General features: G+C 62.6%; 27 protein-coding genes, 1 tRNA gene and 1 pseudogene. 11 read left to right on the top strand and 18 right to left on the bottom strand.

Annotation, left to right across the window (positions count from 1 at the left end; genetic code table 11):
- Window position 1: 1 nt before the first annotated feature.
- The 12 genes from AB4Z24_RS08180 to AB4Z24_RS08125 all read right to left on the bottom strand — a co-directional run bounded on the left by AB4Z24_RS08180 (window position 2) and on the right by AB4Z24_RS08125 (window position 7,056).
- Window positions 2-571: a S26 family signal peptidase gene (locus tag AB4Z24_RS08180; protein WP_441707313.1), complete on the bottom strand. Its 570-nt coding sequence runs from the start codon at window positions 569-571 to the stop codon at window positions 2-4.
- Entirely contained in the window at window positions 568-1,089 is a 522-nt protein-coding gene (locus AB4Z24_RS08175; RefSeq protein ID WP_441707311.1) for a DUF2840 domain-containing protein, read from the bottom strand. The genes AB4Z24_RS08180 and AB4Z24_RS08175 overlap by 4 nt, the downstream gene beginning before the upstream one ends.
- Complete coding sequence (locus AB4Z24_RS08170) at window positions 1,086-1,340, bottom strand: ribbon-helix-helix protein (RefSeq protein ID WP_441707310.1); 255 nt, start codon at window positions 1,338-1,340, stop codon at window positions 1,086-1,088. The genes AB4Z24_RS08175 and AB4Z24_RS08170 overlap by 4 nt, the downstream gene beginning before the upstream one ends.
- Window positions 1,337-1,975 carry a ParA family partition ATPase gene (gene parA / locus AB4Z24_RS08165; protein ID WP_441707308.1) on the bottom strand — a complete coding sequence of 213 codons (639 nt, stop codon included), beginning with the start codon at window positions 1,973-1,975 and terminating at the stop codon, window positions 1,337-1,339. Before parA ends, AB4Z24_RS08170 begins: the two co-directional genes overlap by 4 nt.
- A gap of 208 nt (window positions 1,976-2,183) precedes the next feature.
- Window positions 2,184-3,068, bottom strand: coding sequence for a replication initiator protein A (locus tag AB4Z24_RS08160; protein WP_441707306.1), 885 nt, complete (start codon window positions 3,066-3,068; stop codon window positions 2,184-2,186).
- A gap of 11 nt (window positions 3,069-3,079) precedes the next feature.
- Complete coding sequence (locus AB4Z24_RS08155; protein ID WP_441707305.1) at window positions 3,080-3,349, bottom strand: helix-turn-helix transcriptional regulator; 270 nt, start codon at window positions 3,347-3,349, stop codon at window positions 3,080-3,082.
- A 137-nt stretch (window positions 3,350-3,486) separates the two neighbouring features.
- Complete coding sequence (locus AB4Z24_RS08150) at window positions 3,487-3,831, bottom strand: DUF2285 domain-containing protein (protein ID WP_441707303.1); 345 nt, start codon at window positions 3,829-3,831, stop codon at window positions 3,487-3,489.
- A 91-nt stretch (window positions 3,832-3,922) separates the two neighbouring features.
- A complete protein-coding gene (locus tag AB4Z24_RS08145; protein ID WP_441707301.1) occupies window positions 3,923-4,234 on the bottom strand; it encodes a transcriptional regulator domain-containing protein in 312 nt (103 codons plus the stop codon).
- A 119-nt stretch (window positions 4,235-4,353) separates the two neighbouring features.
- A complete protein-coding gene (locus AB4Z24_RS08140) occupies window positions 4,354-4,617 on the bottom strand; it encodes a DNA -binding domain-containing protein (RefSeq protein WP_441707299.1) in 264 nt (87 codons plus the stop codon).
- A gap of 104 nt (window positions 4,618-4,721) precedes the next feature.
- A complete protein-coding gene (locus AB4Z24_RS08135) occupies window positions 4,722-4,982 on the bottom strand; it encodes a helix-turn-helix domain-containing protein (protein ID WP_441707297.1) in 261 nt (86 codons plus the stop codon).
- Between the two features lie 213 nt (window positions 4,983-5,195).
- Complete coding sequence (locus AB4Z24_RS08130) at window positions 5,196-6,548, bottom strand: pyridoxal phosphate-dependent decarboxylase family protein (RefSeq protein ID WP_441707295.1); 1,353 nt, start codon at window positions 6,546-6,548, stop codon at window positions 5,196-5,198.
- A complete protein-coding gene (locus tag AB4Z24_RS08125; RefSeq protein ID WP_441707293.1) occupies window positions 6,541-7,056 on the bottom strand; it encodes a winged helix-turn-helix transcriptional regulator in 516 nt (171 codons plus the stop codon). Before AB4Z24_RS08125 ends, AB4Z24_RS08130 begins: the two co-directional genes overlap by 8 nt.
- Before the next feature lie 112 nt (window positions 7,057-7,168).
- Here AB4Z24_RS08125 and AB4Z24_RS08120 point away from each other — a divergent pair, with 112 nt between their 5' ends.
- Together AB4Z24_RS08120 and AB4Z24_RS08115 are read left to right on the top strand one after the other, a co-directional pair.
- On the top strand, window positions 7,169-8,404 hold the full coding sequence (locus AB4Z24_RS08120) for an MFS transporter (protein WP_441707291.1): 1,236 nt from the start codon (window positions 7,169-7,171) through the stop codon (window positions 8,402-8,404).
- 18 nt (window positions 8,405-8,422) lie between these two features.
- On the top strand, window positions 8,423-9,340 hold the full coding sequence (locus AB4Z24_RS08115) for a LysR substrate-binding domain-containing protein (protein ID WP_441707289.1): 918 nt from the start codon (window positions 8,423-8,425) through the stop codon (window positions 9,338-9,340).
- Between the two features lie 162 nt (window positions 9,341-9,502).
- Here AB4Z24_RS08115 and AB4Z24_RS08110 read toward each other — a convergent pair whose 3' ends face one another.
- Complete coding sequence (locus tag AB4Z24_RS08110) at window positions 9,503-9,931, bottom strand: hypothetical protein (protein ID WP_441707287.1); 429 nt, start codon at window positions 9,929-9,931, stop codon at window positions 9,503-9,505.
- 29 nt (window positions 9,932-9,960) lie between these two features.
- Window positions 9,961-10,629 carry a DNA methyltransferase gene (locus AB4Z24_RS08105; protein WP_441707285.1) on the bottom strand — a complete coding sequence of 223 codons (669 nt, stop codon included), beginning with the start codon at window positions 10,627-10,629 and terminating at the stop codon, window positions 9,961-9,963.
- 313 nt (window positions 10,630-10,942) lie between these two features.
- Between AB4Z24_RS08105 and AB4Z24_RS08100 the strand changes: the two genes are divergently transcribed.
- Both AB4Z24_RS08100 and AB4Z24_RS08095 read left to right on the top strand, forming a co-directional pair.
- Window positions 10,943-11,995: a Fic family protein gene (locus AB4Z24_RS08100; protein WP_441707283.1), complete on the top strand. Its 1,053-nt coding sequence runs from the start codon at window positions 10,943-10,945 to the stop codon at window positions 11,993-11,995.
- A gap of 450 nt (window positions 11,996-12,445) precedes the next feature.
- A pseudogene (locus AB4Z24_RS08095) lies at window positions 12,446-14,086 on the top strand (recombinase family protein); the annotation flags it as partial.
- Here the strand turns inward: AB4Z24_RS08095 and AB4Z24_RS08090 are convergent.
- Window positions 14,057-14,146: transfer RNA gene (locus AB4Z24_RS08090), tRNA-Ser, on the bottom strand. The pseudogene AB4Z24_RS08095 and the gene AB4Z24_RS08090 sit on opposite strands and share 30 nt — an antisense overlap.
- A gap of 480 nt (window positions 14,147-14,626) precedes the next feature.
- Between AB4Z24_RS08090 and AB4Z24_RS08085 the strand changes: the two genes are divergently transcribed.
- The 7 genes from AB4Z24_RS08085 to AB4Z24_RS08055 all read left to right on the top strand — a co-directional run bounded on the left by AB4Z24_RS08085 (window position 14,627) and on the right by AB4Z24_RS08055 (window position 21,944).
- Window positions 14,627-15,628: a septal ring lytic transglycosylase RlpA family protein gene (locus AB4Z24_RS08085; protein ID WP_441707281.1), complete on the top strand. Its 1,002-nt coding sequence runs from the start codon at window positions 14,627-14,629 to the stop codon at window positions 15,626-15,628.
- 114 nt (window positions 15,629-15,742) lie between these two features.
- Window positions 15,743-16,921, top strand: coding sequence for a D-alanyl-D-alanine carboxypeptidase family protein (locus tag AB4Z24_RS08080; protein WP_441707279.1), 1,179 nt, complete (start codon window positions 15,743-15,745; stop codon window positions 16,919-16,921).
- Between the two features lie 27 nt (window positions 16,922-16,948).
- Complete coding sequence (tmk, locus tag AB4Z24_RS08075; protein ID WP_441707277.1) at window positions 16,949-17,578, top strand: dTMP kinase; 630 nt, start codon at window positions 16,949-16,951, stop codon at window positions 17,576-17,578.
- Window positions 17,578-18,699, top strand: coding sequence for a DNA polymerase III subunit delta' (locus AB4Z24_RS08070; protein WP_441707275.1), 1,122 nt, complete (start codon window positions 17,578-17,580; stop codon window positions 18,697-18,699). Before tmk ends, AB4Z24_RS08070 begins: the two co-directional genes overlap by 1 nt.
- A 48-nt stretch (window positions 18,700-18,747) precedes the next feature.
- Window positions 18,748-20,286 (top strand): methionine--tRNA ligase, encoded by a 1,539-nt coding sequence (metG, locus tag AB4Z24_RS08065; protein ID WP_441707274.1) that lies wholly within the window; start codon window positions 18,748-18,750, stop codon window positions 20,284-20,286.
- Between the two features lie 54 nt (window positions 20,287-20,340).
- On the top strand, window positions 20,341-21,150 hold the full coding sequence (locus AB4Z24_RS08060; RefSeq protein WP_441707789.1) for a TatD family hydrolase: 810 nt from the start codon (window positions 20,341-20,343) through the stop codon (window positions 21,148-21,150).
- Window positions 21,147-21,944 (top strand): MBL fold metallo-hydrolase, encoded by a 798-nt coding sequence (locus AB4Z24_RS08055; RefSeq protein WP_441707272.1) that lies wholly within the window; start codon window positions 21,147-21,149, stop codon window positions 21,942-21,944. Before AB4Z24_RS08060 ends, AB4Z24_RS08055 begins: the two co-directional genes overlap by 4 nt.
- 33 nt (window positions 21,945-21,977) lie before the next feature.
- Here AB4Z24_RS08055 and AB4Z24_RS08050 read toward each other — a convergent pair whose 3' ends face one another.
- From AB4Z24_RS08050 to purF, 3 genes are all read right to left on the bottom strand, one after another.
- Complete coding sequence (locus AB4Z24_RS08050; protein WP_441707270.1) at window positions 21,978-22,370, bottom strand: DUF930 domain-containing protein; 393 nt, start codon at window positions 22,368-22,370, stop codon at window positions 21,978-21,980.
- Window positions 22,371-22,586: 216 nt separating this feature from the next.
- A complete protein-coding gene (locus tag AB4Z24_RS08045; RefSeq protein WP_441707268.1) occupies window positions 22,587-23,354 on the bottom strand; it encodes an SDR family NAD(P)-dependent oxidoreductase in 768 nt (255 codons plus the stop codon).
- A 29-nt stretch (window positions 23,355-23,383) separates the two neighbouring features.
- Window positions 23,384-24,871 carry an amidophosphoribosyltransferase gene (gene purF / locus AB4Z24_RS08040; protein ID WP_441707266.1) on the bottom strand — a complete coding sequence of 496 codons (1,488 nt, stop codon included), beginning with the start codon at window positions 24,869-24,871 and terminating at the stop codon, window positions 23,384-23,386.
- Between the last annotated feature and the right edge of the window lie 19 nt (window positions 24,872-24,890).

The raw sequence follows: 24,890 nt of genomic DNA, 5'->3' as shown, positions 1-24,890 counted from the left end.
GTCAATCCCGCCCTTGCTGCGCGGCCTGCCATGTCGGCGCGCGCCACTCGTACCGGCCGTCTCCAGCCTCGTCGGTCCACAGCGGGACCGCACGGCCGATGATCCTGCTCGCCGGGATCGGGCCGAAATAGCGGCCGTCCAGGCTGTCGCGGACCTGCCAGTTCATGAGGAAAACCTGGCCGGCCGTGATGCGGCGACAGCCCTGCCAGGCCGGCAGCGGGCGGCCGAGCCCGTCGCGCTCCAGCGCATCGCCCATTGCGATACCATCGATGGTGACGGTGCGGTCGGTGCGGCACACCTCCTGGCCCGGCAACGCCACGATGCGCTTCATGAGCGCGACTCCGCGTGGGAGATAGCCGCGCTCCGCCAGGAAACCGGCGAGCGGTTCGGGCGGATCAACCGCGACCAGCTCCGTCACGTCCAGATGCCGTGCCGGCCGGATCGCATAAAGGCCGATCGGCGCGCTGGCCGAGGCGTTCCAGATGAGTTTCGTCGTGACGTGGACGAAGGAGAGGCCGGCGATGCCGAGCGTGGTGAAATACGTCGCCATGACGTAGCCGAAGCGGGTCATGACTCGGCCTTTCGGCGCAGCAGCCACGCGCTATGCTGCGCCCGGCCGTAGGCACGCGGTTCGTGCCCGGTGGTCAGCCGGTTGTGAATATGCCGCCAGTGCTCCGGTGCGATCTCCGCCGGGTCGATGCCGAGCGCCTCGATCCCGTCGATCACCTTCAGCACCCGTTCGACCTTCGGCCAGCCGTCGAGGCGCAACACGATGGCGCCGCCGGGCCGCACGAACGGGAGCGTCTGATAGGGTTCGCCTACGCAGACCGCGCGCACGATGTCGATGCGCGAGATGATCGTGCCGAAGTCGTTGGACGCCCATCTGACGAAGGCGAAGACGGCGCCGGGCCGGAAGGAAACGATGCGGCGGCGGCGGTCGAGAATCTGGTCGTGCGCCTCGTGGCCGAACCTGATCCAGTGCTCGATCTTCTTCTCCACCCAGGTCAGTTCGACATGGGTGAGGCTGTCGGGTGGGAGCGCGGTCGGCGTCGGGCCGCCGCGCGGCGGGCGTGCCGCGCTGCCGGTCATGGTGTTTCTCCTTCGGTAGGTGGGAATTCGCGCGCGAGCAGCGTGCGCAGCATGTCCGCGACGGTGACGCCGCGTTGGAAGGCGGCGATCTTGATCCGCCCTCGCAAGGCGGGGGTGATGTCGATCGTCAGTCGGGCGGTGTAGTCGCTGGCATCGACTTCGCGTTGGGGCGGCGCCTCGGCCGACTTGATCCAGCTTTCGGGATCGGCCGGACGGGACGCGAAACCGCGTTTGATGGATCGCTCCGTCATGGCGCGATCCGTTCGATGTCGGCGGCCAGCGCGGCGATCTCGCGCGCGGCCGGGCAGGCTTCGTCGATCTCGGCGGCGAGCCGGCCGGACTGCGCTGCATCGGCGAAGACGACGCGCTGGCCGATGGTCGAACGCAAAACCGGCGGATCGTGATCGGCCAGCAGCTCGGCCGTCTCACGAGCGATGATGGTGCGCGCGGCGCAGCGATTGAGGATGAAGCGGGCGGCGAGTTGGGGCCGGTAGATGCGCGCTTCGCGGAGCAAGGCGAGTATTTCGGCGGATGCCCAGCCGTCCAATGGCGACGGCTGCACCGGGATCAGCACGATGTCGGCGGCGAGCAGCGCCGAACGCATCAGACTGGCAACGCGCGGCGGGCCGTCGATGACGACATGATCGGCATCGCGCGCCAGCTCGGGCGCTTCTCGGTGCAGCGTGTCGCGCGCCAGACCGATAACGCCGAACAGGCGCGGCAGCCCTTCACGGATGCGTTGCTGCGACCAGTCGAGCGCGGAGCCCTGCGGGTCGGCGTCGATCAGCGTGACGCGCTTTCCCTGCCGCGCCCATTCGCCGGCCAGGTGCAACGCCAATGTCGTTTTGCCGACACCACCTTTCTGGTTCAGGAGCGTCACGATCATGACGCGCTCCTGGCTGCCGGCAAGTTATCCGCAGCGGGTCGAAAAGCGGGGTCCGTTAGAAGAATTACGTAGTAATTCTGGTTAGAGAAGTTACGGGCGCCACAAGCCGCTGATTCAGAAAGCGGAATCGACGATTCCGGTCCCCGATAGCACGAGGATCGCGTCCCCGATGGCACGATAAGGGCGGTCCCCGATAGCACGAGGCGATTCACAGCTTATCCCCAGGGTGAACGGTGAAACGGCGCTGTCGCGACGCGCGCGGGAATGGCAGTGGATCGACCGGCGCGAAGGACAGGCGTTCGGAGCTATCAGCCGGCTGCTCGATGGCGAGGCGGTAGCCCGGCAGCGGTTGTCGGCGGACGATTTCGCGCAGGTCGTAGGCGAAATGCTTGAGCGGCGAGAGGCTGCCCGACTTGGCGTGAAGGTGGCCGAGGTCGAAGCTCCAGCCATGTTCCTGTCGGCCGCCATGCTTGCGCACGAGGCGATAGAGCCAGCGTTCGAGCCCGCCGGTCAGGCTGAAATAGGCGCGGTCGATGGTCAGCACGAGCGCGTCGTCGAGGACGGCAGCGTAGAACCAGTCCGGCAGGATCAGTTCCAGACCGAGCGGCCGTCCGCGCTGATCGGCTCGTTCTTGCCACTCGTTGATCCATGAGAAGCGATGCAGCCGCCGCTCGGTCGCTTGCCGGATCGACGTGGCGATGGTGGTGGATTGCAGGCGGTCGAGCGCCGCTTTCAGGCGGTCGTAATCGCGTAAGCCCACACCACGCCCGATGAAGGTCAGTATCTCGTAGGGTGTCGCCGCCATGAGCCGGGAGGGCCGCAGTCCGGCGTCGCGCGCCTCGACGATCTGCGAGGCCGCCCAGATGAGGACATCGGCATCCCATATCGTCGCCATGCCGTGCTCGGGCACGGCTTCCACGCGGATCAGGATCGAGCCAGCCTTGAAGTCGATCGGCGCGAGACGCCTGGATTTGGCGAGCGAAAAGAACGGATAGGCCATCAAGTCCTGCGCGTCGCGCGGAGCGAGATCGCCGGGCAGCGCGTGGAAGAGGTCGAGCTGATTGCGCTCGTTAACCTGGCGGCGGGACGACATCGCGCGGCCTGTCAGCGAGAGCGCGAGGCGGCGCGGGTGTCGTTACGGGGCTTGGGCGGCAGGATCCGGCCGGGGTCGGAGGTCGAAGTTTTCGCGCCCCGGCTGGCCCAGGCCCGCAAGTCGTCGATCGAATAGACGACCCGGCCGCCGAGTTTGAGATAGGTCGGGCCGGTGCCGTAGGAACGATGCTTCTCAAGCGTGCGATAGGAAAGCCCAAGAAAACGCGCAGCTTCAGGCGTGCAAAGGTAGCGTGGCGGAATAGCGGTGGTTGTATCGGACATGAGGTGGCCTCCGTGTGCTTGCCGGATGCCGCCGGATACTGTCGGGCGGCGGAGGAAACGGTGGCGTGGAGGGGGTGGTCTTCACGATGTCGAACTTAGCGCGCTAAAATCGACATCCCTGGTCGGGCGGTGCCTGGCTATGACCTGCGGGGATGACGCAGCAGCATCCGATAGCCGCCCCGCACCAGCTTCGCGCCGTCGCGCGCAAGGCGGATGGTGGTCTCCCGAACAGGGTTGCCGACCCAGGATGCGGCCTCGATGTGATGCTGAGGAAACATCACCTCTGCGATCATGCGATAGGTTTCGTCTTCGTCCCGTGCGTCCACGACGCGCAGCATCTGGCGGAGGCGTCGCCTGCGCTGGGGCGTGATGCGGTCGTCCTGCGGTGCGGGTCGGTGTTGCAGTCCCGTCCAGAAACGGGTCACGGCCTCAAGTCTGTCGGGCGTGTCATCGTCGAGCAGGACCACGGCGGCAAGCGGCACGCCGCTCGCCGGTTCCGACACGACAAGTAGGGAAAAGATCGTGTCCCCCGTCTCCCAAACCGACCGGAAAAGCGCGTCGCGGTGCGACGCTTCAGTGATGGTCGGATTTGCGGGCAGGAACGGGGACGGTAGCAGGAGGATCGTCGCGGGGTCCGCCAAGGGGTTCCAGAGGATCGCGCCAGGCCGCGCGGCCATCTCTGGATTCAGGGCAAAATCGCAACCCCCAATGCTCGGCCAGGCCGGATGCTGCGGCGGCGTCGATCCCGCTTCCGCGCATCACCCTTGCATATTCCTTCCGGTAGTCGCGATTGCGCCGCAGAAACTCCCAGGCGAGCGCAGCGGGATCGAGGTCGTCGATATAGTCGTAGGCGGATTCGTTCCGCCATTGGCCTTTGCCGGGCATTCCTATCCTCCCCAGTCATGATGGCGTGAGCAACAAGGGAGTTACGTTTGCCGTTTTGCCCTCATTCTGGAACGAGACGGGAAACATAAGGCGATGCGCGCTACGCATCGCGCCTAGCGTCAGTGATAGCTTGAACGAAGCAGAGCGTCATACCCATGCGCGGTCATCCAATGCGCGCGAGCGAGATGACTGGCGTGGACGCGCTCCGCGCGATCGGGGTCTTGGTTCGCGTCGATCCCGAAAATGATGCGCACAACTTCCTGCCATTCGGCGCCATCGGCTTCGGCGTCCAAGAGGCGCAGATAGGTCGCGAGATGCTGCCGATCATAGTCTGTGATCGTCTCGCTGGTCGGCGGTGCGTCGGAAAAACCGGGTTTGCCCATGTTGCGCGTCCTCATGCCGTGCGCGTACAGACGCTCATGCATGATAGAGGCCGATGATGTCGGGCGTATGAGCGGTGTTGATACGCCGATGCGCAAATAGGCTGCTACCGGCTTTTCTCCCGATGATGATGCAACGCGCGTCGGACAAGCATGACTCCTTCACCCTGGTCGGACGACAGGAAGACGACGCCGTTATCCTCGAAGGTCCGGCGTATCTGATCACGCGTGGATTCATGCACCTTGAGGTCGTTTTGCGACTCCAGGCGCTTGAGCGCGGTCAGCGATACCAGGGCCTTGTCAGCGAGCGTCTCCTGTGACCAGCCAAGCAACGCGCGAGCGGCCCGCGTCTGTCGGGCGGTGATCATGCATGATCACCTCCTACGGACGACGACGCTCGCGCCATGAAAACGACTAAAATAGTCGCCTTTGGTCGACTTGGCGAGGGATAAAAGCGCGTTAAGGGCGGCCTATCGCCCTAAGTACGCGAAACTGATTCGGTCGTTCGTGCGAATCGCCGAAAACCAGCAAGCCACGTGAGGCCAGAGCTTTCGGGAACTTGGCGGACCTAACCTACCGGCTCAGTCGTTCTGGCCTCTTGCAATCGCAATGAGCCGATCCGCAAGTCTGGCGACATCCGTATTGGTCGTGCGCCAGGACGACAGGCTGAGACGGAAGGCCGTCTGGCCTCGCCATATCGAAGGGCCGAACCATCCGTCGTGGGAGGCTATTACAGCTTCCCGCACGCGCGCGGTTTCATTGTCAGTGGCACCTCGAACCAGAATCTGATTAAGAACCACGCGATTGAGCACGGTGAGGCTGCTGTTTCGCAGGCGATCGGCCAAATAGGCGGCCTGTTCACAATGTCTGTCCACCATCTCGGCCACGCCCGCTTTTCCGAGCGTGCGCAGTGCGGCCCAAATCGGGATACCGCGCGCGCGGCGCGAGAACTCCAGGGTCAGATTCTTCTGAGCGTCTTTAGACGCCGTTGCATAAGCAGCATCGCTATTCATGGCTTGTGCCAGCGCGTCCGCGTCGCGGCATATCGACATTGCCCCATCATAGGGCGTGTTGAGCCATTTATGACCGTCGGTCGTCCAACTGTCGGCTGTGTCCACACCATCCGTCAGCGAGCGGCGCGATGAAGCCCGAGCCCAAAGGCCAAAGGCGCCATCGACATGCACCCAGGCGCCCGCCGCGCGAGCTACCGGGATCAGCTCAGCGAAGGGATCGAATTCGCCTGTGTTTACTTCCCCGGCCTGAAGGCAAAGGATCGTGCGTTCGTCAAGCGCCGGGAGCCGGCGTGGGTCGATCCGGCCATACTGATCCACTGGCGCCTCGATGAGACGCGCCATTCCAAAGCCGAGAAGGCGCAATGCCTTGCGCACGGTGATGTGGACGGTTTCGGACACGACCACCTTTATCTCGGGCGCTCCTATGAGGCCATCTTGGTCGAAATCCCAGCCAAGGCGGCCGAGCAGCGAGCGGCGGGCCGCCGAAAGGCAGGACAGCGTGCAGGCGGTGGCGCTGGTGCCGAAACCGACCGCGCTCTCTCGCGGCAGGTCCAAAATATCGAGCAGCCAGCTTGCCGCGACCTTCTCAATTGTCGCGGCGACGGGTGAATTATCGTAGGACGAAGCGCATTGGTCCCAGGCCAGCATCAGCCGTTCGACGGCCGCTGCTCCCGGCAACGCTGCGCCAATGACGAATCCGAAATAGCGCGGGCCGTTCGATGCCGTCGTCGCGGGTGAGCCGTAGACATCAAGCATGTTCAGTGTTTCGAAGGGGTCGGCTCCCTGCGAAGGCAGATCCTCCGAAAAAGCCGTCAACGCCTCGCGGGCGGCGAGCGTCGGAAAAGGCGGCCGACCCTCAATTTCCGTCAGATATTGACGGGCTCGCACGTCAGCTTCCGCGACTAGATCAATCTCACGCATTGTGTGCGGCATCCTTGCCTTTGGTCCGACGAATGGTTGTCTGCTCGGGCGATTGGGACTTTTCATCAGCTTTCTGAACCCGCGTATCGCTCCAACGAAGAAGGCGCCCGTCTTTCGATCGAAGTTCGAGATGTGCGACGGGCTCGCTCTTTGCCGTATCCACAAGCAGGGAGTGGCGCTCGTCTCGCCGATACAATTGATCTTCGCCCCATTGGCGAAGCGCGACGATGACGAGGAACAGGCTGCGGCCTCGCTCCGTCAGGACGTAATCCCGATAGGCACTACCGTCTGATGCCGGCTCTGTTGTAAGGACGCCGCGCTCGACAAGATCGCGAAGCCGGGTCGCCAACATGCCTTTGGCGATACCGAGTCCCGACTGGAAGTCGCCGAAGCGGCGCGCGCCGTCGAAGGCGTCACGGATGATCAGCAAGGACCACCAATCACCGATGACATCCAGCGCCCGAGCGACCGGGCAATCTGCGTCTGCCATGCTGACCCTTTTCACCATCGGGCGCCTCCCGAGCGTCGCCACATCCGGTCCTAAAATAGAACTAGACTTCAGGCGCCGCAAGTGGTCTCGTCATAGGACCAGAAAGCGATATTGGCGTTGCGGTGAGACCATGACGGAAACAGCGGGCAAGGGCATCGAGACAATCGGCACCGGATCGAGTCGGCAGGCCCAGTCCTACGGACTGACACAAACCCTGCTCCTCGTGTTTGCCGTCACATGCGGGATGAGCGTCGCCAATATCTATTACGCACAGCCGCTGCTCGACTCTATGGCCGCCGCCTTCGCGATCAGCCCGGCGACCGTTGGTATAGTCATTACCTTCACACAGGCAGGTTATGCGCTCGGCCTCTTCTTTATTGTGCCGCTCGGCGATCTCGTCGATCGCCGCAAGCTCGTTGTTGCTCAAACCTTTCTGTCAGCGGTTGCGCTCGTCATTGTCGGCACGGCGCATCATGTCGGCGTGCTGTTCGCTGGTATGATCGCGGTTGGCCTGCTGGCCGTGGTGGTGCAAGTGCTTGTCGCCTTTACCGCAACGCTCGCAACGGCATCTAAACGTGGCCGCGCGGTGGGTCTCGTCACGAGCGGCGTCGTAACTGGAATTCTTTCGGCGCGCTTCGTCTCGGGGGTTATTGCCGATCTTGGTGGCTGGCGGTCTGTTTACCTGACCTCGGCTCTGCTGATGTCCGTCATGAGCGCATTGCTCGCCTGGCTCCTGCCACGGCATTCCAGCCCACCGGCTCCCGAGAGCTACGGTGCGACACTACGCTCCATACCCACGCTGTTCCTGCGTGATCCGCTTCTCCAAGTCCGTGCCGTCCTCGCATTGCTGATCTTCGCGAGCTTTAGTACGCTATGGACTGCCCTGGTCCTGCCGCTAAGCGGGGCACCTCTATTTCTATCGCATACCGAAATCGGTTTGTTTGGCCTCGCCGGATTGGCAGGCGCTGTCGCTGCCAGCGGAGCGGGGCGTCTTGCCGATCGCGGTCTTGGACAATGGACAACCGGAATCGCTCTCGTCCTATTGACCAGTTCCTGGTTGCCGATCGCATTCCTGCATTCCTCGCTGACCGCCCTCGCCGTTGGCGTTATCTTGCTCGATTTGTCCGTGCAGGCCGTTCACGTCACCAACCAGAGCCTCATTTTCGCTGCGCATCCCGAAGCCCGCAGCCGCCTAGTCGGTGGATATATGGTGTTTTATTCCATCGGCAGCGGCCTCGGCGCGATCTCCGCAACGACGATCTATGCGTTCCTCGGTTGGTCTGGGGTCGCCATTCTCGGCGCGATCTTCAGCGGAGCGGGACTCTTGTTCTGGGGGTTGACGCGCCATATCGGACAACCCGGATGAGCCGGACGGCAGGGTGTCGTGAAACCTGTGCTGTCCAAGATCGCGCTGCAATATCTGCGCTACGTTCTGGTCGCTGCTGATAGGCGCAGCTTCCGGCAAGCGGCTGCTGAGTTGGGTGTATGGGAGTCAACGGTCAGTCGCGGCATCCGCGATTTGGAAGATGAGATAGGTGTGGCGCTGTTCGTCCGCCATTCTGGTGGAGTGATGCTCACGAATGCTGGTGAGAAGTTTCTGGGTCATGCGCGCACAGCGATCGGCCAGATCGAATACGCCCTGAAGGGTGCTGGAGCGGCCGGACGCGGCGAGGTCGGGATGGTGAGGATCGGCATCTTCTCGTCACTGGCCTCAGGTTTCCTGGCCGACCTGCTGCACGCCTATCAGGCGGAGAATCCTCGGGTTCGTCTCGATTTTACGGAGGGAGGCCTGGCGCAGCATGTTGCCGCCGTTCAGCATCATCGGATGGATGTGGCGTTTCTGACAGGCGCCCCTATAGTATACGGCTGCGAGACTACTCATCTTTGGGATGAGCAGGTTTTCGCGGTCATCCCACATGATCATGTGCTCGCGCGCTGCGAACGGATCGACTGGGACGATCTCCGGGATGAGCATTTCCTCGTTACCGACACTGATCCTGGCCCGGAAATCCACGACTACCTCGTCAAGCACCTGGCCGAGCTAGGGCGTCATCCCAGCGTTGAACGATGCGGGGTTGGCCGCGACAATCTTATGCGACTCGTGGCCTTGGGACGTGGACTGACCTTGACCAGCGAGGCGACCACCGGAGCTATGTTTCCGGGTATCACCTATAAGCTCCTGAAAACCGAGAAACTTCCATTCTGCGCCGTATGGTCGCCTCGCAATGACAATCCGGCCTTTCGTCGGTTCATGAGCGCCGCCCGCACCCTCGCAAAGCAACAGGCGACGACCTTCGGTTAGGTGGCGATTGTCCTGCGCGACTATCGCTTTCCAGACAAAGCCAACATGGCGCTGACGCGAGCCGCTTGGGAAACTTCGCCGGTTCGACTAGAGCCGCTATTGCGGAAAACCGGAAATGCGTAGAGCCAGCTTGCCGGCTTTCAGGGAACGCGGCTTTGCTGATTAGCGGACCGTCTGCGCGGGCTGTGCAGCCGCTGGTGCGGCCAGCCTCATAAGCGCGGAGACTCCAACCACAAGGCCGCCGATGGCGCAGAAGATTTGCCTCCAGATTTCGGACGGCACGGCGTCGCGGGTGATGCCGTGGATCAGCGCATAGCCGGCAATCGCGGCCGGAATGGCGAAGATCAGCGCTACGGCCAGGCGGAGGACCGGGGGCCGCAACGTCTCGAACAGAAACACCAGCACCCCAAAAGCGACCGCACCAGCGAGAAGGCCGACGAACCCTGCACCGATCAGGCCGGAGCCGGTGTGATAAGCAAAGCGCGCCGCCGCCAAGCCGAGCATGAAGGGCAGCGCATAGGTCGCCAGCGTGTAGGCCGCGATGCAGAGAAACACGATCGCCGCAACGCCCATCAACATCACCGCGACCATGCTTTCCTCCTTCCGGTCGGCGGCCCTTGTCAGGCCGCCTTGAGGGGCGACAGCAACCGCCGGCTGGCCGTTGCGTTATGCCGTTCGTCCAGTTCGACGCCCAGCCAATCGCGGCCGAGCTGTCGGGCTGCCTCCAATGTCGAACCCGATCCGCAAAACGGGTCAAGCACAAGATCGCCCGGCCGGGTGAAACATTCGATCAAGGGCAGCAACGCCGGCACAGGCTTCTGTGTCGGATGCAGCTTGTTGCCAGTATAGGCAAAGTCTATCACGTCGGGAATCGGACAGGCTGGCGGCACTACTTCACCCTTCGCCAGCAGATAGGCTTGCTCGTGCTCATAACGGAGAAAGCGCGAGGATGAAGCATACCGCTTGCGAAAGACAAGATGGCCGACGACGCGGAAACCGGCCGCGCGCCAAGCGTCCATGAACAGGTCAACCTTGTTCCAGCCGTAGAAGCTGACGCAAAACCCGCTGGGTTTCAGGATGCGGTGCATCTGGTTGAAGGCGGGCTTGAGCCAACGGGAATTGTCGTCGTTGGCGACAGTGCGGCCGTCCCGTCCGCGATAATGGGTGATGTAGGGCGGATCGGTCAGGATGAAGTCAACCGATCCCCGCTCGAAGCGCCGCATGGTGGCGATACAATCGCCCTGAAAGATCGTGTTGCGGGGCGTCTTGGCGATGTTCTGGATGTTCACGACTTGCTTCCTTGTCGCTGGGTTCGCAGCGCTGCGCTGCAACCCTGCCTCGCGGCGAGCAGCGGGTGTGCGAGCGGAGTGGGTACCTTCGCGGGGAACCGGCTGCACGGAGCCGGAGCGCGGCGGAGGCGGAGGAAGCTGGGCGGAAGGCACTCCGCAGCGCGCCGAGGGCGGAGCCCTAAGCCTCACTCAATCAAGGGGAAATGGATCGAGACTGGTGCTCGGTCGTCCGCTTAAAAATAGATGGAAATGGGTGGACATTTGGCTATAGCCATGCCAGAAGGATTTGGATGGAATTGGATGAATCAACGGGATGACGCTCAATACCGCCACGCTCCGCATCACGCCGGAAATCCTGTCGCTGATCGCGGAGATCGACGAATTCAAGGGCGCCTGGCGGGCGATTGGCCGGATCGCGCCGGAGCGTCTGTCCAGCCTGCGCCGCGTCGCCACGATCGAGAGCATCGGTTCCTCGACGCGCATCGAGGGTGCCCGGCTCACCGACCGGGAGGTCGAGAAGCTGTTGGCGAGCATCCGCATCGGCTCGTTCGCCACGCGCGATGAGCAGGAGGTCGCCGGCTATGCCGAGGTCATGGAGACGATCTTCAATGCCTATGAGGCGATCCCGCTGACGGAGAATCATATCCGCCAGCTCCACCGCGACCTGCTGGTTCACTCGTCGAAGGACGAGCGGCATCGCGGCTCCTACAAGACCCTCGCCAATCACGTTGAAGCCTTCGACGAGGACGGCAAGAGCCTGGGCGTGGTGTTCGAGACCGCCACGCCCTTCGATACGCCGCGCCGCATGAGCGAGCTGGTCGAATGGGTGGCCGCGCGGGAGCAGGACAGGAGCCTGCACCCGCTGCTGGTCGTCGCGATCTTCATAGTGGTGTTTCTGGAGATCCATCCCTTTCAGGACGGCAATGGCCGGCTGTCGCGCATCCTAACCACGCTGATGCTGCTGCGGGCGGCCTACTCCTATGTGCCCTACAGCTCGCTGGAAAGCGTGATCGAGCAGAGCAAAGAGGGCTATTACCTGTCGCTGCGGCGGACCCAGGGGACGATCCGCACGGCCGAACCGGACTGGAATCCCTGGCTGGAATTCTTCCTGCGCGCCTTGCAGCGGCAGAAACAGCGGCTTGAGAAAAAGATGGAGCGCGAGCGGATCATGCTCGCAGCGCTGCCGGAGTTGTCGGTTCTCATCCTGGAACTGGTGCGTGAGCATGGGCGGGTGACGGTGGCGGAAGCCGCTAGGGTGAGCGGCGCCAGCCGCCACACCATCAAGGACCATCTGAAAGCACTCGTCGAGCAAGGTCATCTGACCCTGCACGGCGCCGGCCGGGGAGCGTGGTATGGCCTCGTCTGACCGTCTCGTGGCACGCCGACGTGCCACCTGCGCTAACCCGCGCCACGCTACGGCCACCTGCGCCCTGTCTTTCTATCCCACGCTACGAAGGGAGCTGTGGCGTAGGATTCGGCCGTTCCAGAAGCGGCCCATGCGCGCGATCCTTGGCGCATGTCTCGACAACGCGCCCAACGCCCCAGCGTCCGTCGCGGACGCCCGGACGGGGTGCCCGATGATCCGTGCGCTCCGGCCTTCGATCCCTTCGACTATCGCCTTCCGGCGCCACTCGCCCGCCGTGATCGCCGCCGCCGCGATGTCGATGCCGATCTCGCGGGCTGGACCGTCACCGACGACTGGCCGGAGCATATCCCCGTCACCGAGGCCGAGGTCGATCTGTTCGAGCGATGGTTCGGCGATGTCTTCGACGAGCTGTTCGGGACCAAGCAATGACGCCATAAGGAGACTGCTGCCATGACCGTGCCGCTGCGCGCCGCCCTCTATCTGCGCGTCTCGACGGCGCGGCAGGCCGAGCATGACGTCTCCATTCCCGACCAACGCAAGCAGGGCGAAGCCTATTGCGCCGCGCGCGGCTATCAGCTCGTCGAGACCTATGTGGAGCCGGGTGCCTCGGCCACCAACGATCGCCGCCCCGAGTTTCAGCGGATGATCGAGGCGGGCACGTCGAAGCCCGCACCGTTCGACGTGGTGATCGTCCACTCGTTCAGCCGTTTCTTCCGCGATCACTTCGAGCTGGAGTTCTACGTCCGCAGGCTGGCGAAGAACGGCGTCCGGCTGCTGTCGATCACTCAGGAGATGAGCGACGACGATCCCATGCACGTCATGATGCGGCAGATCATGGCGTTGTTCGACGAATATCAGTCGAAGGAGAACGCCAAGCACGTCATCCGGGCCTTGAAGGAGAATGCCCGCCAAGGCTTCTGGAACGGCTCGCTGCCGCCGATCGGCTACCGTGTCGTCGCTGCCGAGCAGCGCGGGGCCAAGACCAAGAAGAAGCTGGAGATTGACCCGCTCCACGCCGACACGGTGAGGTTGATCTATCGTTTGGCGCTGGAAGGCGACGGCACGGCCGGCCAGATGGGCGTCAAGAACATCGTCAGCTACCTGAACCGCAACCGCATCTTCACGCGCGACGGCGGGCGCTGGGGCATCGGCCAGCTTTACCGAATCCTGACGCGGCGGACCTACATCGGCGAGCACGAGTTCAACAAACGCTCCAAGGCCAAGGAATTGAAGCCGCAGAGCGAGGTCGTCACGGTCGAGGTGCCGCCGCTGATCGACCAGGCGACGTTCGATGCGGTGCAGGCGCATCTCAAGGCGCGCAATCCGAAGGTGGCGCCGCCGCGCGTCGTCACCGGCCCGACGCTGCTCACCGGCATCTGCTTCTGCGGCCATTGCGACGGCGCCATGACCATCCGCACCGGCAAGAGCGGGCGCTATCGCTACTATGCCTGCTCGATCAAAGCCCGACAGGGCGAGACCGGCTGCGTGGGCCAAGCGATCCCGATGGACAAGCTGGACACCCTGGTCGCCGGCTATATCGAGGACCGGCTGCTCGCGCCCGAGCGGCTGGAGGAAGTGCTGGCCTCCGTCATCGACCGCCGGCAGGATTATGCTGAGCGCCGCCGGGAGCATATCGCCGAGTTGAACAAGCGGGCGGCCGAGGCCGAACTGCGCTTGAAGCGGCTCTATGATGCGATCGAGGCTGGCGTGGCCGATCTGGACGATCCGGCCCTCAAGGACCGCATCACCGGCCTCAAGGCGACTCGGGATCAGGCCCAGGCCGATGCCCTACGGGCGCAGGCCATGCTCGAAAGCGCCGCGCACCAAGCCGTCACGCCGCAGATGCTTCGCCAGTTCGCCGACGTTGCCCGGAAGCGGATGCGGGCCGATGGGGGCGGCTATCGCCGCGACCACCTGCGACTGTTGGCCCAGCGGGTCGAGGTCAAGGACAAGGAGGTCCGCATCATGGGGTCCAGGAGCAACCTGCTTCGAACCTTGGTGGCGATCTCTAGCTCTGGCGTAAAATCGGATACGCTGGGCGTGCCCAGTTTTGTTCCGAAGTGGCGGAGAGGGTGGGATTCGAACCCACGGTGGACTTGCGCCCACGCCGGTTTTCAAGACCGGTGCCTTAAACCACTCGGCCACCCCTCCAAACACGCAATTTCAACGACATGGGATTGGCATTCCGAGCCAATCAATGATCGCCGGAGCCGCAATGGACCGTCGTTTGGGTCGAGTGTGACCGTTTACTTGCTAACGGGTGCACGGACAAGGCTTTGTCGTTGTCAGCGGCGTCTTGCTGCATATTGGCGAGCATCTGGCGCGCCGGTCCGGCGTTCGATCAAGGCGCGCAGGGGGCTTAACCTGATCCTAAGCCGCATTTGTCATTATTCCAGCAAGCTTCGGCCTACCTTTGCGTGCTTGATACGCCGTGAGGGTGCGCTTGGGCGGGCGTAGCGTATCGAGTGAGTTCGCGTAATGGAGAGGCGTTTATCCGGCGCGCCGGCCGCGTGTCGGCTGGCAGTCGCTGCGATTGTAGCTGCCCTTACAACTGCCTGTTCTTCGAATAACCCGTCGCCGGGGTCGCTGACTGGCGTCTCGCGCTCGGTCTTCTCGGAAGACGAATACGGCGTGAAAAGCAGCCCGCGCGTCGCCTCCGAATCCATTCCCAAAGGTGGCGGACACTTCAAGCTCGGTTCGCCCTACAAGGTGGCGGGGCGGTGGTATGTTCCGCGCGAAGACCCCAATTATCAAGAATACGGCGTGGCGTCGTGGTACGGCGCCGATTTCCACGGCCGCAAAACGGCGAATGGCGAAGTCTTCGACGCGAAGGCCCTGACTGCAGCGCATCCGACGCTGCCGCTGCCATGCTATGCCTACGTCACCAATCTCGCGAACGGGAAGACGGTGCTGGTCCGCGTCAACGACCGCGGGCCTTATGTGAATGACCGGCTTATCGATATGTCCTACGCGGCGGCGAAGCAGCTCGGGTATCTCGACCAAGGGCGGGCTCGGGTGCGGGTTCGCTTCGCTGGGTTGGCGCCGCTCAACGGCGACGATACGCGCGAAAAGCAATTTCTGGCGTCTCAAGAGCGGGGTCAGCGTCCAGATCAAGGGGCGCCGGTTGCGCCTGCACGGCAGTACGCTGCGGCGGAGTCGAGGTATTCCGGTTTGCCGCCCGACTCGTCGGACCGCTGGTCGGCGACGGCCTATCGCGCGGCGCTCGCCGGCAAGCCCGTTCGGCCTCCGCCGCCAGCGGCGGCTACGTATCGTCCGTATTTGGAAACGGCAAGCTACGCTGAGCCGCAAGCGGGACAGGGCCGGATGGCGCTTTCCGCCCCACAACCCTTTGTGCCGCAGCGGTTTGCGGCGGCCTCGGGCGATGCCGGCCGGGCCTATGGTGCGGATCGCACCTACGTGCAGGTCGGTATTTTCCGCGATCGATCGAACGCCGAGAGATTGCGTCGCGAGCTTGGATCGCTCGGGCCGGTCGAAGTGGCGCCGCTACAAGTCGGCAGCGGTTCGCAAGCCTACCGCGTGCGTGTCGGACCGTTTTCACAAGCCGACGCTTCGCGCGCACAAAGCCAAATCGCGACATATGGCGTCGCCGGCACCGCAATCGTCAGCGATTGAGGCCAAACTGCCGTTAGCCCAGCGTTGACCATGTCACGATCGGGCCGGATACTCCTATCTTAATGAGGGAGGGCGCTGCCATTAGAGTAGCGCCGGGCGAGCATGGTCCGATCGATGTCGAAAACTTGCAGCATATGGTTCGCCGTCCTGGCGATCTTGGTGTCGCTCCTGGCGCCTTTGAGTTCGGTAACAGCAGCCGAATCGGCCTTTGCGACGAAAGCGCCACGCGCCGTCCTCATGGATGCGGAATCCGGCGCGATCCTGTTCCAGCAGAACGCCGACGAGTTGGCGCCGCCCGCGAGCATGAGCAAGCTGATGACGCTTGCTGTGCTTTTCCGCGCGATCAAGGAAGGGCGCATCAACAAGAATGACGAATTCATCATGAGCGTCAATGCGTGGCGGAACGGCGGGGCGCCATCGGGCACATCCGCCATGATGGTGCCGGTGAACACCAAGGCGACGGTCGATGAGCTCATTCAAGGCATCGCGGTACAGTCCGGCAACGACGCAGCGATGTGTGTTGCGGAAGGCATGGCTGGGACGGAAGCAGCCTTTGCCCGCATGATGAATGACGAAGCGCGCCGTATCGGCCTCGTCAAATCGACATTCGCCAATGCGACAGGACTTGAAGCGCCAAACCATCTGATGACGGCGCGCGAGCTTGCCATGCTCGCGCGCTATCTGGTCACCGAATATCCGGATTTCTATCCCGTCTTCGGTCAGAAGGAATTTCTGTATCGCAAGCACAAGTTCATCAATCGCAATCCGCTGCTGTTTTTGAACATCGGCGCCGACGGATTAAAGACAGGCCACACCGCGGTCGCGCGCTACGGTCTCGTCGGGTCTGCGGTGCAGGACGGCAAGCGTCTGATCGTCGTGGTCAGCGGTCTCGAGAAAGCCGACCAGCGCAAGGACGAGGCCGCCAAGCTTCTCGAATGGGGTTTCCGCTCGTTCAKCGCGGTCAAGGTCTTCGACGACGGCGAGATCGTCGGCAAGGCGCGGGTCTGGGGCGGCAAGACCTGGTATGTGCCGCTCGCGCCGAAGGGCGATGTGATGTTTACGATGCCGAAATATCCAGCGGCGCAAAAACTCTCGGCTGAAATCGTCTATAAGGCGCCGTTGAAGCCGCCCGTGAAGAAGGGCGATCAGGTCGCGATACTTAAAATTACAAGTACCAGCAGTGCGTCGACCGAAGTACCGCTCTACGCGACGGAAGACGTGGTCAATGGCGGCATCGTGCGGCAGGGTGTCGATTCTCTTGTTCTGATGGCCTTGCGCCGCCTGGCGCTCTAGATTACCCGCCGGGAATAGAGGCGAACCATGAAACGCGGAAAATTCATCACATTCGAGGGCGGGGAAGCGGCTGGCAAGTCGACCCAGGCGAAACGCCTCGCAGAGCGGCTGGAACGAGCCGGCATTTCGGTCGTCGTCACGCGCGAACCGGGCGGTACGCCGGTCGGCGAGGACGTGCGCGAGCTCATCATGAGGGATCGCCCGACCGATCCCGTCACGGAGCTGCTGCTTTTCGCTGCGGCGAGAGCCGAGCACGTAACGTCCGTCATCCGGCCTGCGCTCGACGATGGAACGTGGGTGATCTCAGATCGCTTCATGGATTCGACGCGCGTCTATCAGGGCAAACTCTATGGCCTGGAGCCGGAGTTCATCGCTCAGCTCGAACGCTACACGGTCGCGCCGGATTATCCGGATCTCACGTTGATCCTCGATCTGCCGGCAAGTGCCGGTGTCGAGCGGGCGCAACTTCGTGGCACGCTTTCGCGCTACGACGCCGAACGCATCGAGACGCACGAGACCTTGCGCGAGGGCTTTCTCGAGATCGCCGATGCGGAGCCGTTACGCTGCGTGCTGATCGATGCCAGCCTGGCGGTATCGAGTGTCGAGACGGCGGTTTGGCAGGCGGTATCGGCGCACCTGCTCGCCGAGGCCAATTGATGGCGCGGGCTCCGCTCGCCGCCGATGTCGAGGTCCTTCCCGAGGCCGACCGGCTCGACGACTTTCCGCATCCCAGAGAGACGCGGGCGCTTTATGGCCAGGAGGGGGCGCAGTCGATTTTCGCCGAAGCGCTCGCCGGTGGGCGCATGCATCATGCGTGGCTTCTCTCGGGGCCGGCCGGCGTCGGCAAGGCGACGCTCGCCTATCAGGTCGCGAAGGCTGCGCTTGCGGAGCCGGAAGAGCGCGATCTTTTCGGGCAGGGCCTCGCGATCGAACCGGACTCGCGCACCGACCGGCAGGTGCGGGCGCTATCGCATCCGTCGTTGATGATCATCAGGCGTCCGTTCGATCAGAAGACGAAACGGTTTCCGCAGAGCATTCCGATCGACGAAGTCCGGAAGGTCAAAAACTTTCTGGCGCACAGCGCCACGGGTCAGGGGCGGCGCGTCGTCATCGTCGATACGGCCGACGAGCTTAATCAGAACGCGGCGAACGCGCTGTTGAAGTCACTCGAGGAGCCGCCGCCGCGAACGATCTTCTTGATGATTACGTCCGCACCCGGACGGCTGCTTGCGACAATCCGGTCGCGCTGCCGGACGATCCAGATGGGGCCACTCGCTGAAAGCGATTTGAAACGCGCGGCGGCTCAGGCGCTCACAGCGGCCGGCAAAGCCGTTCCGGAACAGCACGAGTGGGAAACGCTCGCGCCTCTCGCCGAGGGCAGCGTTGGCCGTGCGCTCGTTTTGCTTGGCGGCGGAGGTTTGGCGCTTCAGTCGAGGATCGACCAGGTGCTTTCGGGTCTGCCGCGGCTTGATCTCAAGACGGTTCATGCCATTTCGGACGAACTGCAACCGGCGGCACAGGACCGCAAGTTCCAGCTCTTCATGGATCTTCTGCAAACGTCGCTGGCGCGGCTTATTTCCGCTGCCGCCACCGGAAAGGGGCCGGAACGGGACGTTCAACTCGCAAAACGGCTTATCGGCGAGGGCCGCCTTGCCACTTTTGCCGAGCTATGGGAAACACTGGCCCGCGAAAAGGCTGATGTCGTTTCCCTCAACCTTGATCGCAAATCGCTCATCCTCGGAACTTTCGCGCGCCTCGAGGCGGCGAGCCGCGGTTGAGGCGGGTGCGGTCGCATCCTGCGATTGCGATAACGAAAGATACCGAGAGTGGCGGAAAAATTTTACATCACGACGCCGATTTTCTACCCCAACGGCAAGCCGCATATCGGCCACGCCTATACGGTGATCGCGAGCGATACACTGGCGCGATTTGCTCGTCTCGATGGGAAGGACGTGTTCTTTCTCTCAGGAACCGACGAGCACGGTCTCAAGATGCAGCAGACCGCCGAGAAAGAGGGGATCCCGACCAAGGAACTGGCGGACCGGAACTCGGCAATCTTCCGCTCGATGATCGAAACACTTGGCGGCTCGAACGACGATTTCATCCGCACGACCGAGCCGCGCCACTACGCGGCGTGCCAAGCGATCTGGGAGCGGATGGCTGCGAACGGCGACATTTATCTCGCCCGCTACGGCGGCTGGTATTCGGTGCGGCAAGAAGCCTATTTCGACGAGAAGGAAACGACCGTCGGCGACGACGGCGTGCGCCGCGAGCCGCTCGGATCGCCGGTCGAATGGAACGAGGAAGAAAGTTACTTCTTCCGCTTGTCGGCCTATCAGGACAAGCTGCTCGCGCTTTATGACAGCGATCCGGATTTCGTCGGCCCCGTCGAGCGGCGCAACGAAGTCGCGAGCTTCGTCAAATCCGGCCTCAAGGATCTTTCGATTTCGCGTTCGACGCTGAAGTGGGGCGTGCCGGTTCCGGGCGACGATAAGCACGTGATGTACGTGTGGGTCGATGCATTGACGAACTACATCACCGCTGCCGGATATCCGGATACGAACGCGGCGAAGTGGAAGTATTGGCCCGCCGACGTTCACATCATCGGCAAGGACATCGTGCGGTTTCACGCCGTCTATTGGCCGGCTTTTCTGATGTCCGCCGGTATCGAACTTCCGAAACGGATTTTCGCGCACGGGTTTCTGTTCAACCGCGGCGAGAAGATGTCGAAATCGGTCGGCAACGTCGTCGATCCGTTCGATCTCGTGAAGGCGTATGGCCGCGATGCCGTGCGCTATTTCTTTCTGCGGGAAGTGATGTTCGGTCAGGACGGAAACTATTCGTCGGACGTCATCGTCAATCGCATCAACGCCGATCTCGCCAATAATCTTGGAAATCTGGCGCAGCGTTCGCTGTCGATGATCTTCAAGAATTGCGAGGGCGCGATACCGGCGCCGGGTCCGCTCAGCGAAGCGGATCAGACAATCCTGTCGGCGACGGATGGTCTTTATGTCGTTGCGCGCGCCGAGATGGAACGGCAGGCTGTCACCAAGTATCTCGATGCCGTGTGGAACGTAATCGCCGACGCCAATCGCTATTTCGCGGCGGAAGAGCCGTGGGCGAAAAAGAAGACGGACCCGGCGCGGATGGCGACGATCCTTTACGTTACAGCGGAGATCGTTCGTCAGTTCGGCATTCTCATTCAGCCGGTGATGCCGGAAAGCGCTGCGAAGCTGCTCGACCTACTTGCCATTGCGCCGGAGGGCCGCAGGTTTGCAAGCCTTGGCGAAAAGGGCCGTTTGCAGCCGGGCGGCAAAATCCCCGAGCCGCAGGGCGTTTTCCCGCGCTACGTGGAGCCCGAGTAAGCGACGACAACGCGCCGCACGACCGATGCGCACCTCTGAAGAGTAAAAGACTTGATGCTTGTCGACCATCATTGTCATCTCGATTTTCCCGAGTTTGCTCCGGAACTCGATCAGGTCGTGGTGCGTGCACATGAGGCCGGCGTCAGGACGCTCGTCACGATCTCGACGCGCATTCGCAAGTTCGACAACGTGAAAGCTGTCGCCGAACGGTTCGACAATGTCTTTTGCTCGGTCGGGACGCATCCCCACAACGCGCATGAGGAACTCGATATTCCTGTCGAGAGGATTGTCGAGCTTTCGAAACATCCGAAAGTCGTGGCGATCGGTGAAGCCGGGCTCGATTATCATTATCAGCACTCGACGCCCGAAGCGCAGGCGGAAGGCTTCCGTCGGCATATTGCGGCCGCGCGCGAAACCGGGCTTCCGCTCGAAATTCACACGCGCGAAGCCGATGCCGATACGATCGCCATTCTTCAGGACGAGCACGCCAAGGGTGCGTTTCCGGCAGTGCTCCATTGCTTCACGGGCGGGCGCGAGCTTGCGATGCGGGCGCTCGATCTCGGCCTCTACGTGTCGTTCAGCGGTGTGATCACATTCAAGAATTCGGAAGCGTTACGCGAGATTGCGCGCGACGTGCCGCTCGACCGGTTGCTTGTTGAAACGGATGCGCCATTCCTCGCGCCTATTCCATTTCGCGGAAAGCGCAATGAGCCGGCATACGTTGTCCGCACCGCCGCGGCGCTAGCCGACGTGAAGGGTGTTTCCGCAGAAGACCTCGCGCGGGCGACGACGGAGAACTTCTTCAGGCTCTACAGCAAAGCGAAGCGACCGGCGGCCGGTATCTGCGGGTCCGCCGCGGCATGAGTTTTCGCTGTACGATACTCGGTTCCGGCTCATCGGGCGGCGTGCCGCGCATCGGGATGAATTGGGGTTCGTGCGATCCTAATAACCCGAAGAACCGCCGGCTCAGATGTTCCGCTCTCGTCGAGCGTACCGGCTCTGGCGGGCGAACGTCCGTGCTCATCGATACGTCGCCGGATTTCCGCGAACAGCTTCTGGCGACGCGCCTGATGGCGCTCGATGGCGTGCTCTATACGCACGATCATGCGGATCATACTCACGGCATCGATGATCTCCGCATGGTATCGTTTGCGATGAAGCGGCGGGTGGATGTCTATTTCACCAAGGAAACGGGCGACAGCCTGAAGACGCGTTTCGGCTACTGTTTCGAAACGCCGAAGGGCTCGGAATATATGCCGATGCTTAACGCTCACGAGATCGATGGCGTTTCTCCGGTCGTCGTCGAGGGCGGAGGCGGTCCAATCGTCGCGCAGCCGATTCCGCAGTGGCATGGGTCGATACAATCGCTCGGCTTCCGCGTTTCGAATCTTGCCTATTCGCCAGACGTCAACGACATCCCGGAAAAGTCGATCCCATTACTCGAAGGGCTGGACGTGTGGATCGTCGATGCCTTGCGTCATACGCCTCATGAATCGCATTTCAGCGTGAAACAGGCGCTGGCGTGGTCGGCGCGGCTGAAGCCGAAGCGCACCATCCTGACGCACATGACGAGTGAACTCGACTATGAGACGCTCACGCGACAACTGCCGGAGGGCGTCGAGCCCGCTTACGACGGCATGATGATTTCGTTCACCTGATATTGCGGTCTCGCTCGTCGCGTGCAGGCGGCATCACTTCCAGAGGCCGTAGTCTTCCCATTTGTTTTCGGGGATTTCGCCCCCGAGCTTGTAGTCGAACGATGTCGCCTTCATTTGGTCGCCGCTGACGGCGCAGGTGAAATCCAGAAAGTACCAGCGGTTTTTCGCACGGACCGCCGCGCTCTTGGCAACGACCACGTTATTTTTGAAAAGCGCAGGCTTCTGAAGGGTGGTGGTGACGCGATCGACGCCTTTGAGATGGCTTCCCTTCCGTACCGCATCGATGCCGCGCAGATTGCAGACTTGATGGGCGCGTTCTTCGGGTTCGAGTTCCTTCAACACTCGGTCCATTGAAGCATCGGCCAAAGCCGTTCCAGTGCCGCCCGCCAAGATGAGCAGCATCACGAGAGTTCTCGCTGCAAGCATTCAGTTAGCTTCCCCCAGTGTCCCTGCACGGCTCTCGCCGGTTCCAACACGGCCCCCCGACCGCCACTGCCAAAACGCGCGAGGTTGTGTCCGTAATGAGGCGAAAGTCTGCAGGTCTCCAATGCAGGATGGGAATGATCAGCGGGTTATTTGCGAGGGGTGCGGCCTATGTCGCAAATGCGTCATTGCCCGCGTTGGGCGAAAGCGCGGAGGCGTTTACGCGCCGGGCGACGATACGATGGCTGAGGTTTTCGAATCTCGTTCAATGCGCCAATCGCGGAAATTGACGATCTCGCCGTTGCGTTCGCAGCTGGGAGACGCGAGTTCGACGAACAGAGGTGCGAGCGCTTCGGGCGGCGGAAGCGTTTCAGGATCTTCGCCGGGGAAGGCTTTCGCGCGCATGCCGGTGCGCGTTGCGCCGGGATTGATCAGGTTTGCCCTGACGGACGTATTCTCGAGTTCTGCGGCCCAGGATTTCACGAGGGCCTCGAGGCCGGCCTTGGAAGCCGCATAGGGGCCCCAGTAGGCGTACTTGCCGCTCGCCGCGCCCGACGTCACGAAAATGGCACGGCCAGCGTCGGAGCGCTTTAGCAGAGGATCGAGCGTGCGGATCAACCGCCAGTTGGCGATGAGGTTGATATCGATCGTCGAGACGAAGCCATCGTCCGTCGTATGGCCGAGCGGCGAAAGCGGACCGAGAATGCCGGCGTTCGCCACCAGGATGTCGAGACGCTGCCAGCGCTGAAAGATCGTCGGGCCGACCTGATCGACACGGTCGCCCTTTTTCAGATCCAGCTGAAGGAGGGTGGCAGCGCCACCGATTGCCTGGATCTCGTCATCGAGGGATTCGAGCGCGCCGACCGAGCGTGCGGCGATGATGACATGAGCGCCGGCTTTGGCGAGGCCCAGCGCGACGGCGCGACCGATCCCCCGCGACGCGCCCGTCACAAGTGCTATTCGACCGGAAAGCGGGCTGTCGGTCATGGTTCACTTACGAAGCTAGGGGTGGCGGCTCAGCCGACTTCGGCCAAGAGAGAAAGCTGTCGCGGCACCGCCTCACCACCGTAATCGGTCAGGTTCGTCGGGTAATCGCCGGTGAAGCAATGATCGGTGAACTGCGGCGCGCGGTCGTCGCGGCTATCGAGGCCAATGGCGCGGTAGATGCCATCCACCGAGAGAAACGCGAGGCTATCGGCCTCCATGAAATCCCGCATCTCGTCGAGCGACATGTTCGCTGCGAGCAGGTCTTTTTTGCTTGGCGTGTCGATGCCGTAGAAATCAGGGTGGGTGATGGGCGGCGAAGAAATGCGCATATGGACTTCAGCGGCGCCCGCGTCGCGGATGAGCTGTACGATCTTTTTCGAGGTCGTGCCGCGGACGACGCTGTCATCGATAAGGACTACGCGGTTGCCACGGATGACGCCCGAGTTTGCCGAATGCTTCAGCTTGACGCCGAGCTGGCGAATGCGCTGCTCCGGCTCGATGAAGGTGCGGCCGACGTAATGGTTGCGAATGATGCCGAGCTCGAAGGGGATGCCGCTCTGCTGGCTGAAGCCGATCGCGGCGGGAACGCCGGAGTCCGGAATGGGAACGATGACATCGGCGCCGGTACTTGCTTCACGGGCCAGCTCGACGCCCATCCGCTTGCGGATGTCATAAACGGTCTGGCCGCCGACGATTGAATCGGGGCGGGCGAAATAGATGTATTCGAAGATGCAGGGCCGCGCTGGGCGGATCGGGAACGGGCGGTGGCTTTCGAGCCCGCCGTCGGTGATGACGACGACCTCGCCGTTATCGACTTCGCGGACGAATTCCGCGCCGACCATATCGAGCGCGCAGGTTTCGGAAGCAAGAACGTAGGACTGGCCGAGACGGCCGATGACGAGAGGCCGGATGCCTACGGGATCGCGAACGCCGATCATCATATCGTTCGTCAGGCAAACGAGGGCGTAGGAGCCTTCGATCTGGCGGATGGCATCAATCAGGCGTTCGACGATGCGGCGCTTCTTCGAGCGCGAGAGGAGATGGAGGATGACTTCGGTGTCGGAAGTCGACTGGCAGATTGCGCCGGAGGAGATGAGCTCGCGCCTGAGCGTCAGAGCGTTCGTGAGGTTGCCGTTGTGGGCGACGGCGAAGCCGCCGGTATCGATATCTGCGAAGAGTGGCTGGACGTTTCGGATGAGGGCTTCGCCGGTCGTCGAGTAACGATCATGGCCGATAGCCATACGGCCTTTCAGGCGGGCGAGAACATCTGGCTTGGAGAAGTTATCACCCACGAGGCCCATGCGGCGCTCGGAGTGAAAGTTGCGGCCGTCGTAGGAGCAGATGCCTGCTGCTTCCTGGCCGCGGTGCTGGAGTGCGTGGAGACCCAGCGCGGTTATGGCTGCGGCATCCGGATGGTCAAAGATGCCGAAGACCCCGCACTCCTCACGAAGGCGATCATCGCCGTAGCGAGTAAAGGTCAGACCGTCGATTGTGGTCACGCCGCTCTGCTGTGCCATAGGCACCCTCCCGCGATTG

It is taken from the genome of Hyphomicrobium sp. 2TAF46, from assembly GCF_052114865.1.
In the GTDB taxonomy this organism is placed as follows: Bacteria; Pseudomonadota; Alphaproteobacteria; order Rhizobiales; family Hyphomicrobiaceae; genus Hyphomicrobium_B.
Note: the sequence above shows the minus strand (reverse complement) of the source record. Positions and strands in the feature narration are given on the sequence as shown.

Coding starts and splice junctions, on each gene's coding strand:
- AB4Z24_RS08180 (WP_441707313.1), bottom strand. CDS start 571: ATGACCCGCTTCGGCTACGTCATGGCGACGTATTTCACCACGCTCGGC.
- AB4Z24_RS08175 (WP_441707311.1), bottom strand. CDS start 1,089: ATGACCGGCAGCGCGGCACGCCCGCCGCGCGGCGGCCCGACGCCGACC.
- AB4Z24_RS08170 (WP_441707310.1), bottom strand. CDS start 1,340: ATGACGGAGCGATCCATCAAACGCGGTTTCGCGTCCCGTCCGGCCGAT.
- parA (WP_441707308.1), bottom strand. CDS start 1,975: ATGATCGTGACGCTCCTGAACCAGAAAGGTGGTGTCGGCAAAACGACA.
- AB4Z24_RS08160 (WP_441707306.1), bottom strand. CDS start 3,068: ATGTCGTCCCGCCGCCAGGTTAACGAGCGCAATCAGCTCGACCTCTTC.
- AB4Z24_RS08155 (WP_441707305.1), bottom strand. CDS start 3,349: ATGTCCGATACAACCACCGCTATTCCGCCACGCTACCTTTGCACGCCT.
- AB4Z24_RS08145 (WP_441707301.1), bottom strand. CDS start 4,234: ATGCCCGGCAAAGGCCAATGGCGGAACGAATCCGCCTACGACTATATC.
- AB4Z24_RS08140 (WP_441707299.1), bottom strand. CDS start 4,617: ATGGGCAAACCCGGTTTTTCCGACGCACCGCCGACCAGCGAGACGATC.
- AB4Z24_RS08135 (WP_441707297.1), bottom strand. CDS start 4,982: ATGATCACCGCCCGACAGACGCGGGCCGCTCGCGCGTTGCTTGGCTGG.
- AB4Z24_RS08130 (WP_441707295.1), bottom strand. CDS start 6,548: ATGCGTGAGATTGATCTAGTCGCGGAAGCTGACGTGCGAGCCCGTCAA.
- AB4Z24_RS08125 (WP_441707293.1), bottom strand. CDS start 7,056: ATGGTGAAAAGGGTCAGCATGGCAGACGCAGATTGCCCGGTCGCTCGG.
- AB4Z24_RS08120 (WP_441707291.1), top strand. CDS start 7,169: ATGACGGAAACAGCGGGCAAGGGCATCGAGACAATCGGCACCGGATCG.
- AB4Z24_RS08110 (WP_441707287.1), bottom strand. CDS start 9,931: ATGGTCGCGGTGATGTTGATGGGCGTTGCGGCGATCGTGTTTCTCTGC.
- AB4Z24_RS08100 (WP_441707283.1), top strand. CDS start 10,943: ATGACGCTCAATACCGCCACGCTCCGCATCACGCCGGAAATCCTGTCG.
- tmk (WP_441707277.1), top strand. CDS start 16,949: ATGAAACGCGGAAAATTCATCACATTCGAGGGCGGGGAAGCGGCTGGC.
- AB4Z24_RS08070 (WP_441707275.1), top strand. CDS start 17,578: ATGGCGCGGGCTCCGCTCGCCGCCGATGTCGAGGTCCTTCCCGAGGCC.
- AB4Z24_RS08060 (WP_441707789.1), top strand. CDS start 20,341: ATGCTTGTCGACCATCATTGTCATCTCGATTTTCCCGAGTTTGCTCCG.
- AB4Z24_RS08055 (WP_441707272.1), top strand. CDS start 21,147: ATGAGTTTTCGCTGTACGATACTCGGTTCCGGCTCATCGGGCGGCGTG.
- AB4Z24_RS08050 (WP_441707270.1), bottom strand. CDS start 22,370: ATGCTTGCAGCGAGAACTCTCGTGATGCTGCTCATCTTGGCGGGCGGC.
- AB4Z24_RS08045 (WP_441707268.1), bottom strand. CDS start 23,354: ATGACCGACAGCCCGCTTTCCGGTCGAATAGCACTTGTGACGGGCGCG.
- purF (WP_441707266.1), bottom strand. CDS start 24,871: ATGGCACAGCAGAGCGGCGTGACCACAATCGACGGTCTGACCTTTACT.